At 60.1% G+C, this 8,307-nt stretch carries 7 protein-coding genes; 6 read left to right on the top strand and 1 reads right to left on the bottom strand.

The genetic code is table 11. From position 1 onward, the window contains the following. Positions 1–70 precede the first annotated feature (70 nt). From C8D99_RS03150 to uxuA, 6 genes are all read left to right on the top strand, one after another. Complete coding sequence (locus C8D99_RS03150; protein WP_133956296.1) at positions 71–1,606, top strand: hypothetical protein; 1,536 nt, start codon at positions 71–73, stop codon at positions 1,604–1,606. Between the two features lie 169 nt (positions 1,607–1,775). Next, the gene (locus tag C8D99_RS03145; RefSeq protein ID WP_133956294.1) at positions 1,776–2,474 is read left to right on the top strand and encodes a GntR family transcriptional regulator; all 699 of its coding nucleotides are present in this window, start codon (positions 1,776–1,778) and stop codon (positions 2,472–2,474) included. A 104-nt stretch (positions 2,475–2,578) separates the two neighbouring features. Next, a complete protein-coding gene (locus C8D99_RS03140) occupies positions 2,579–3,562 on the top strand; it encodes a TRAP transporter substrate-binding protein (protein ID WP_133956292.1) in 984 nt (327 codons plus the stop codon). 79 nt (positions 3,563–3,641) lie between these two features. Then, positions 3,642–4,121: a TRAP transporter small permease gene (locus C8D99_RS03135; RefSeq protein WP_133956290.1), complete on the top strand. Its 480-nt coding sequence runs from the start codon at positions 3,642–3,644 to the stop codon at positions 4,119–4,121. Between the two features lies 1 nt (position 4,122). After that, positions 4,123–5,400 carry a TRAP transporter large permease gene (locus C8D99_RS03130; RefSeq protein WP_133956288.1) on the top strand — a complete coding sequence of 426 codons (1,278 nt, stop codon included), beginning with the start codon at positions 4,123–4,125 and terminating at the stop codon, positions 5,398–5,400. Between the two features lie 62 nt (positions 5,401–5,462). Next, positions 5,463–6,512, top strand: a complete 1,050-nt coding sequence (gene uxuA / locus C8D99_RS03125; protein WP_243833818.1) for a mannonate dehydratase — start codon at positions 5,463–5,465, stop codon at positions 6,510–6,512. A 53-nt stretch (positions 6,513–6,565) separates the two neighbouring features. Here the strand turns inward: uxuA and C8D99_RS03120 are convergent, their stop codons facing one another. Then, a complete protein-coding gene (locus C8D99_RS03120; protein WP_133956284.1) occupies positions 6,566–8,182 on the bottom strand; it encodes a mannitol dehydrogenase family protein in 1,617 nt (538 codons plus the stop codon). Between the last annotated feature and the right edge of the window lie 125 nt (positions 8,183–8,307).

Here is an 8,307-nt window from a genome sequence, read left to right as displayed (position 1 = left end):
CCCTTTTCCTTGGAGCGGCGGGGTATTTCCTTATCACAAAGGCACGAAACAGCGAAGGGAGGAACGATTCATGAGACTTTTTGCGGCTCTTTGCATCATCATCGCAGGCCTGGCGGCCTTGCCGGGGATTTCCTTCGGGGCCGACGTCAAGGCGCTGCTATCCGAGGCGAACACCCTGTTCAGGAGCGCCGACAGGGACTTCATGTCAGGCAAAATGGACAGTGCCTGGGAGACCGTCACCAGGGCGAAAGAGACCATAACGGCGGCGAAGGAGGCCGATCCCTCAAACAGCCAGGTGACATCCCTGGAGAAACGGATCGACCAGCTCGCGGAGAAAATAGAAAAGCGAAGGGGAGGGGCGTCCCAGGCAGCGCCGGCAGGAAAGCCCGCGACACCCGCAGCGGCGCCGAAGAGGCTTCCGGCCACGGCGGGACGCTATCTCATGGAGGCTGACAGGGCCCTGAAGCGGACTGAAACCATACTTGGACCGGACCGGGACAAGCAGGACCCTGCACGGCTGCCCGCAAGAGTGCGGGAGGCCCTGGCCCCGGCGGAGGAAAATCTCGGGAAGCTGCTGGCCGAATTCCCGGATTTCAGCGACCATCCGGACGTGACCCCGAAGGTCGAACGGCTGGAAGCGGCCCGGAAGGAGCTCGAGGCCCTGGAAGGCACCGCATCGGCTTCAAAGGGAGCCGAGGAGGCCGCCCGGGCTGAACGGGAGAAGGAGAGCGGGGAGTGGCTGAAAAAGCTCCGGCCGTTCGTCGCCTCGAAGTCAAGGATGGATGACGCCCCCTATCTCGATCCCGAAAAGGAGATGGTTTCCTATGCCGGCTTCGATATAAGCTCCGAGGAGCTGGCCCGGAGGCACAGGATCCACGGCGAGGCGGCGGCGGCCCTGGAAGAGTACAGGAGTGCGGGAGTGAAGGAGCCCCTGGAGCTCCTCGCCGAAACGGCGAAGGAAATCGAGCGGAGGCTGGGCGAATTTTCAGCCGGCCTGGAAGGCCTGGGAAGAACTGCCCTGGACGAGTCGAAGTCCCAGCTCGAATGGGGCAGGGCCTTCACTGCCGAAAACCTCCCGAAGGCCGAGCGGGGCGAGGAGTTCAATATCCTTTCCCGGGACGTGCTTCTGAGGATACAGAATTCCCTCGATCAGGCGGCAGTCTTCCTTCCGGAGGACGACCCGGACCTTGCCGGGGCCAGGGCGGACTATACCCGGCTGGAGGAGGAAGGCGCCCTTCTCCGGGAGAAGAGGGTGGAGAAAATCCGCCTGCTGCCTGAAAAATTCGGCGGCTCCGAGGGAGAGGCAATCCGGGAGGCCGTCGCCGCCGCCATCGGGGCCGAGCATCCCGGCGCGGAGGTTTTACGGATGAACATCGTCTCCCCGGCCTGGAAAGAGGACTGGCGTTTCCAGGAGGGAGCGGACAGGGTGCTCCGGCTCACGGCCACCCGCCAGGTGACGGTGCAGGCTGCGGTGAAGAAGAGCGACGGTGTCTTCCTGCTCACCCTGGGAGCCTACAGCCCGAAAAACCCTGACTGGACCTGGGGGCCCGTGAAGGGATACGTGATGTTCTCCGACAAAATGCTCGAAGAGAACGTGAACAAATGAGGTTCGGGAGCGGGCAGGGGAAAAGGGGCTCCTGCCCGCATCCTCCCTTTCTGAAAAATGAGACTGATGTTGACTTTTCTCTTTTCATAGGAGATAGTTTTCCCGTTTACGGAAAAAGGTTTTTTTGAGCAGCAACAGCTTGTATCCTAGTATTCAAAGTGAGGGGCCCATGATCACTCTTGAACTTCTGGAAAAGGAATGCGGCGAGACCGTACGGGACTGGACGTTCCGCACCATTCTCCACAACCTGGTGAACCTCGTGCTTCCTCCGGGTTCCGCAGTGTCGGAGAATGACGTCGCTTCCTCTCTGGGCATCAGTCGGACTCCCGTGAGAGAAACCTTCATCCGCCTTGCCCAGGACGGTCTGCTCGATGTCTACCCCCAGAAGGGGACCTACGTCTCCCTGGTGGACGAACAGAGGGTGGAGGAAGGGAGATATATGAGGTTGTGCCTGGAAACACATACCATGGAACTTGCCTGCGAGGTCCGGTCTTCCGAAGACCTGGTAGCCCTCGAGGCGAACCTTCAGCTCCAGCGGCTCGCCGTGAACGAGAGGAACCCCTCACGGTTCTTTTCCCTGGACGGGGATTTTCACAGGCTCGTGTTCGTCACTTGCGGCAAGGAAAGGATCTGGGAAGCCATCCGGAAAATGAGTTCTCATTTCGACAGGGTGCGGATGCTCAGTCTTCACGCCACCAACTGGGATAAAATCATTGCCCAGCACCGATTCCTCCTCGATGTGATAGGCAACAGAAACCACTGGAAGGCCCGCGAGGCTGTGAACGAGCATCTGACCAAGGTGAACTACGATCTCGGGAAACTCCGCAGGGAGTATCCTTCCTACTTCAGGACCACCCAGGGGAGGTGAGGAACGAAAGCCCTCTATGTCCTTTTTTGCATCCGCGGTCGGAGGTACCCCCCAAGAGCCTGCGGGGGAAGGCAGGATTCGGTTACTGAAAGGAGAAAGATTCCATGAAAAGGATTGCACTTCTTGTTGCGGCGGCACTTCTCGTTTCTGTAGTTTTCGCCACCGGCGCTTTTGCCGAAAAGAAGCCTGAATACACTCTCAAGCTCGGCCATCTTGCCAATACCGAGCACACATGGCACAAGGGATCGTTGAAGTTCGCCGAGCTTGTGGAGCAGAAGACCGACGGCAGGGTCAAGGTCCAGGTTTTCCCCAACGAGCAGCTCGGAAAGGAAATGGAAGTCATCGGCAACATCCAGTCCGGGATCGTCGACATGCTCATCACCGGCGAGTCCATGATGAACTGGGCCCCCCTGTGCGGCCTCATCGCCGTTCCTTACATGATCAGGGACTCGGCCCACATGGAGAAGATCGTCGAGGGTGAAGTGGGACAGGCGATCGAGAAGGAAGTCATCGAGAAAGTCCGCCTTCGTCCCGTGTCCTGGTTCGAGCGGGGTGCCAGGAACCTTACCTCGAACCGGGAGATCAGGAAGCCGGAGGACCTGAACGGCCTGAAGGTCAGGGTTCCCAACGTGCCCCTCTTCGTGGCCACCTGGGAAGCCCTCGGCGCCAAGCCCACCCCCATGGCCTTCTCCGAGGTGTTCACCTCCCTGCAGCAGGGCATCATCGACGGCCAGGAGAACCCCTATGACCTGATCAAGAGCGCCAGCTTCTTCGAGGTCCAGAAGTTCGTCAACATGACCGAGCACGTGCGCGGCTGGATTTACCTCGTCATCGGCGAGGACAGGTTCCAGAGCATGCCCAAGGACATTCAGGCGGCCGTTCTCGAGGCGGGCAAGGAAGCCCAGGCCTACGAGCGCCAGCTCTTCAGGGCCGAGCAGGACCAGCTTGTCCAGGATCTCAAGGACAAGGGAATGACCTTCGTCGAGGTCGACAAGGCCGCCTTCATGAAGGTCGCCGAGCCCGCGGTCCTCAAGTTCCTCTCTCCGGAACTTCAGGAGATGTACAAGAAGATCGTTGCCATCCAGTAATATTCTGCACGGCCCCGGGGCCCCCTTTCTGAAGGGCCCCGGGGCCGTTATCCCTGGCGAGAGATGAGGAAAGGCAGTCATGAGAAAACTTTGGTCACTTTTCGGCCGTGTGCTTGAGCTCGGCTCCATCCTTTCATTCCTCGGCCTGGTGGGGGTGGTGCTCCTCCAGGTGTATGCCCGGCTCTTTCTGCCGAAGTCCCCTCACTGGACGGAAGAGGCGTCCCGCTTTCTTTTCATATACACGGTGAGTTTCGCCTCGGGACTTGCCATCCGGGAGAAAGCCTTCGTCAACGTGGACGTGTTCACGAACATGCTGCCGAAGCCTGCGCAGAGGTGGCTCCAGATCCTGCTCGACCTTCTTGTCGCGGGGTTTATGGCCGTGGTGTTCTATTATTCCCTGAAGAACCTGGGTATCGGCAGAATGCAGACATCGGCGTCCCTCAGGGTTCCCATGCACTACATTTTCGCGTCCATGTCGGTCCTGTCGGGAACGGTGGTCCTGTTTTCGCTGGCCTCGGTCGTACGGGACGTGCGCCTTGCAGCGGGGGGAGGAAACTGAAATGGTGGCCGCACTCTTTATCGTATTCCTGGTGCTCCTCTTTTTGGGGCTTCCCATAGCCTTCTGCCTGGGGATTTCTTCCCTTGCCTACCTGTGGATGGCGGGCATTCCGCTCATGGTGATACCGCAGAAAATGTACTCCGGTATCGACGTATTCGTCCTCCTGTGCATTCCCGGCTTCATCCTCGCGGGCAACCTCATGAACCGGGGCGGCATTTCCGATAGGATCATCCGGTTCTGCAACGCCCTCGTGGGGCATATCCAGGGAGGGCTGGCCCAGGCCAACATCGTGGCTTCCATGATCTTCGCCGGCATTTCGGGAACGGCGGTGGCTGACGTGGCGAGCCTCGGCGCCATCCTCATCCCCGCCATGCAGAAAGAGGGCTACGACGTGGACTTCTCCTGCGCGGTCACCGCCGCATCCTCCACCATCGGCCCCATCATCCCCCCGAGTATGCCCATGATCATCGCGGGGACCCTGACCGGACTCTCGGTGGGACGGCTCTTCATCGCCGGCGCCATCCCCGGCGTGCTCCTCGGCATCGGCATGATGATCGTGACCTATTTCATCGCGAAGAAGAGAAACTACCCCAAGGGTGAAAAAGTGCCCCGCCGACTGCTTTTCAGGGAGTTTTCCGGGGCTTTCTGGGCTCTCATGCTCACGATTCTCATCCTCTACGGAATCGTCGGCGGCTTTTTCAGCCCCACCGAGGCAGCCATGGTGGCCTGTCTTTACGCGGTGGTGGTGGGGATTTTCGTCTACAAGGGCCTTTCTTTCAGGGATCTTCCCATGCTGCTCCTCGAGGCCTCGATCACCACAGCGTCCATCATCGTCCTTGTCGGTCTCGCCAACCTCTTCGCGTGGATCCTTACCAGCGAACAGATCCCCCAGATGGTGGCGGATTTCCTCCTCGGGATAACGAAAAACAAGTTCCTTATCATCCTGATGATCAATCTTCTGCTCCTCTTCGTGGGGACCTTCATGGAGACCATCGCTGCGCTGCTCACCCTCTTCCCGACGCTGCTGGCGGTGGCCCTCCAGGTGGGAATCGACCCGATCCACTTTTCCATGATCGCCGTCCTGAACCTCATGATCGGACTCACCACGCCTCCCGTGGGCGTGTGCCTCTTCGTGGCGTCGAGCATCGGCAAGATTTCCATCAGCAGAATTTCGAGGGCGAACATGCCCTTCCTCGCGGTGAGCATTTTCGTGCTCTTTCTGGTTTCCTACATTCCCGCCCTGTCCACGTGGCTTCCCAACCTGCTGTTCAGCAGATAGAAGATCAGGGGATTCCGGCGTAAAATCGAAAGTAAAGTGAGGAACGTCATAGAACCATGATAATGTCTTTCCGATGGTACGGGGAAAGCGACCCCGTCACCATTGACAAAATCAGGCAGATCCCCGTTGTCCGGGGGATCGTCAGCGCACTGTACGATGTTCCCCAAGGCGAGACCTGGCCCCTGGAGAAACTGCGGGACCTCAGGGCGGCGGTGGAGAAAAAGGGTTTTGTCCTCTCCGCCATTGAGAGCATCCCCGTTCACGAGAACATCAAGCTCGGGCGTCCCGACAGGGACGCCCTTATCGACAAGTACCGGCGCTCCATCAGGAATATGGGAGAGGCAGGCATTCCCGTGCTGTGCTACAACTTCATGCCCGTCTTCGACTGGACCCGCTCCAACATGGCCTTTCCCCTGGCCGACGGTTCCAACGCCCTCTCCTACGACGACGCCGAGATTCTGGCGATGGACCTTTCCAACGGGACGGAGGGACTTCCGGGCTGGAGCACGTCCTATGACGCCGCAGAACTGAGAGGCCTGCTCGATGCCTACAGGGACCTCAGCGAGGAAGGACTCTGGGAGAACCTGGGATATTTTCTTGAAAAGGTCATCCCAGCGGCGGAAGAAGCGGGCGTAAAAATGGCCCTCCACCCGGACGATCCGCCCTGGTCCATCTTCGGCCTTCCCCGGATCATCCGGGACGAAGCGGCCCTCGACAGGGTCCTGAAGCTCGCCGACAGCCCGAACAACGGTCTGAGCGTCTGCACGGGATCCCTGGGGGCGCATCCGCGGAACGATCTTTCTGCGATAATCCGGAAATTCGGTTCCATGGGGCGCATCCATTTCGCCCACGTGAGAAACGTCAAAATCACCGGGAAGGGAAGCTTCCATGAGTCAGCCCACCCCACGGGGTCCGGGAGCCTCGACATGCATGCCGTGATGAAGGCCTATTCCGATACGGGTTTTTCGGGACCCATGCGCCCGGACCACGGCAGGATGATCTGGGGCGAAACGGGAAAGCCGGGGTATGGCCTGTACGACAGGGCCCTCGGCGCCATGTACCTTTCCGGGCTCTGGGAAGCCCTTGAGAGGGAGAAAGGCGGCCATTGCTGAAGAAAAAGGAAAAGGATAAAACAGGGGGGAACCGGCAGGTTCCCCCCTGTTCATTATCCGAGGTGTTTCCTGAGGGTAGCTCTCACGGCGCCCGGTCCGGCGATCATTTCGGCGAAATAGCCTTCGATCTTCCCGCCGAGCCCCACCTCATACAGATCCACGGAGAAGATTCCCCGGTCGGAGAGGATAGGGCGGAGAACACCCTTCGCCCTATCCGGCTCTCCGAGGCGGACCGGAGCAAAATGAGGCCTGAGGCTTTCCAGGAGGGGGTCAGGGCTCAGGGCCATCTCCTCGCCCCGGTCGTTCAGTCCCATGAGATAGCGGCACCAGGCGGCCAGGGTCAGAGGAATGAAGGTCAGGTCCGCCGGATCCAGCCCCTCCCTGTCCCTGTAGGCCCTGATGGTGCCGCCGAACCGGATGCCCACTTTCTGGGACGTGTCCATGGCGATTCTCTGGGGGGCGTCGGGAATGTTCGGGTTGGGGAGCCGCTCCTCGATGACCTCCCTCAGGAAGTCGAGGGGGTGGATGATGCCCGGGTCCTCCGCCACGGGAATTCCCTCGGCGTAGCCGATTTTTTCCACCAGCCGCTTCAGGTCGGGGTCCTTCATTTCGTCGGCGATGAGGGTGTACCCCAGCAGGCAGCCGAAGACCGCCAGGGCGGTATGGAGGGGGTTCAGGCACGTGCCCACCTTCATCCGTTCCACCCGGTCCACCGTTTCCCGGTCGGTGAAGTAGGCCCCGGCGAGCTCCAGGGGAGGCCGGCCGTTGGGGAAGCTGTCCTCGATCACGAGGTATTCGGGCCGCTCGGCATTCACGAAGGGGGCGATGAAGGAGTGCTTCTCCGTGCGGAGGGTGTCTCCCGTTCCCAGGCCCAGGGCGTTGAGCCGGTCCCGGACCCTCTCGGAGGGACGGGGAGTGATCTTGTCGATCATGGTCCAGGGAAAGGACACCTTCGGCGACTCTGTGAGCCACCGCACGAACTCCTCTTCCACGAGACCGCCGGCCGCCCATCCCCGGGCAATTTCCGCCAGGGATGCCTTCAGCCGGTCTCCGTTATGGGCACAGTTGTCCATGCTCACGAAGGCCAGGGGAAATCCTCCCGCCGTGAACCGGGCATAGGCGAGGGCCGCCGTCTTCGACATGGCGTGCCCGGGTGACGAAGGCCCCTTTTTCAGATCTTCGGCGATTTCGGGGGAAAGTTCTCCCGAAGGGGTCCTCAGGCTGTAGCCCTTTTCCGTGATGGTGAAGCTGACCATCTTCAGGGAGGGTTCCCGAAAAATCTCCTGAAGCCGTTCCCAGTCCCATTCGCAGGCAGGGTCTCCCGCAAGGGTGGTGCAGATGCTGGCCACCACCGTCATGTCCAGCCTTCCGTCCGGTTCCATGATGACCGCAAGGGTCAGGTTGTCGAAGGGGGCGTACATGGTTCCGATGGTCTGCCAGTCGTAGGTTTTTACGGCTATAATGCCTGTTTTCGCGTGCCCGGCGTCCAGCAGTTTCTGCTGCATCAGTGCGGGAAACACCCGGAAGATGTTCCCTGCGCCGAAATGGACCCACTCCGGTGTTGTTTCCGTTTCCCGGACCATGTCCTCGATGGTGAAGGATGGAAGGGCAATACCGGCTTTCTTCCAGGCTTCCCTGTCCTTCAGGCCGTTCCTGTTGAGCTGCAGCATGGGCATTCCTCCGTTTTTGGGAATCCGAATTCGTTTTTCAGCGGACGGTGCATCCGTTCCCGTATTATACCCTTTCGCGGCAGTGGGACCGGCACAGCAGCAAAGGAAAGGAACCCTGCCGATGG

Origin of the sequence: Aminivibrio pyruvatiphilus (genome assembly GCF_004366815.1) — a bacterium.
GTDB classification, from domain to species: domain Bacteria; phylum Synergistota; class Synergistia; order Synergistales; family Aminobacteriaceae; genus Aminivibrio; species Aminivibrio pyruvatiphilus.
Note: the sequence above shows the minus strand (reverse complement) of the source record. Positions and strands in the feature narration are given on the sequence as shown.